Annotated in this window: 2 protein-coding genes; one reads left to right on the top strand and one right to left on the bottom strand. The window is 44.1% G+C overall.

The annotated features are described in order from the left end of the window. Positions 1 to 722: GerMN domain-containing protein (locus tag ACYVTD_RS14065; protein ID WP_461248350.1), on the top strand; the 722-nt coding region annotated here is incomplete at its 5' end. A gap of 6 nt (positions 723 to 728) precedes the next feature. Here ACYVTD_RS14065 and ACYVTD_RS14060 read toward each other — a convergent pair. Continuing rightward, positions 729 to 964: YmdB family metallophosphoesterase (locus ACYVTD_RS14060; RefSeq protein WP_461248349.1), on the bottom strand; the 236-nt coding region annotated here is incomplete at its 5' end.

The following is a 964-nucleotide window of genomic DNA, read 5'->3' as shown; positions in this document are numbered from 1 at the left end:
TTGTTTTTGTAATTGTAATTATCTGTATTTTTATGGTAAACGCCCCTACCATTCAAAAGAATTTTAATCTTTTTAAAACACGCATGACTGTATCCCCAACTGCGGAAGAAGAAATAACAGCGGAAGAAGACCCGTCCGTTACAGTTGTTATAGAACCTGCCCCTAAACCTGCTGTTACCATTGAACAAAAACCGCAAACGCCGGAGCCCGAAAAAAAACCTGCGGCTGAAAAAAAGCCCGAAGCTGAAAAACAAACAAAGCCCACTGCTCAAAAAGAAAAACCCGTACAGCCGCCGCCCGTGCAGACAAGGGACAGGGCTATTTATTTTGCCAATGTCGGCAGTGACGGGCAGATTCTCCATTCTAAAGTAACTCGCAAGATTCCCGTCTCGGACTCGCCCATGCAGGACGCCTTGAATGTTTTGCTTGCGGGACCTACGGCGGAAGAATTAAGCCGTGGGCTTGTTAATCTTATCCCTAAAAACACAAGGATACTTTCCGCAACAGTACGGGGCAATACCGCCTACATCAGTTTTAGCGAAGATTTTCTGTTTAACACTTTTGGCGTTGAAGGCTACGTCGCCCAGCTTAGGCAGATTGTCTGGACAGTAACCGAGTTTCAAAATGTAAAAGATGTGCAAATATTAGTTGAAGGCAGAAGAATGGATTATCTTGGTGAAGGTATCTGGATTGGAAGCCCTATTAACCGCCAATCTTTTTAGAAGTTCCTAAATTCTTTTAATCGAAACAGCTTTTCCCGTATCCGCGTCAATCTCCGCTATTATGCCCTGAATTTTTCCCGGTTTGTCAGACTCCGCCGTTTCCATGTGATATAAAATTTGCTTGCGTACTCTATCAAGACAAATTTTCGGATCCATGCCAATTACGCTGTCAGTGTTGCCTGTCATTCCAAGATCTGTAATGTATGCGCTACCCTTTGGCAGTATCCGTTCATCGGCGGTTT

This window comes from Treponema sp. R6D11, assembly GCF_054786075.1.
This window is presented reverse-complemented; position numbering and strand designations above follow the sequence as displayed.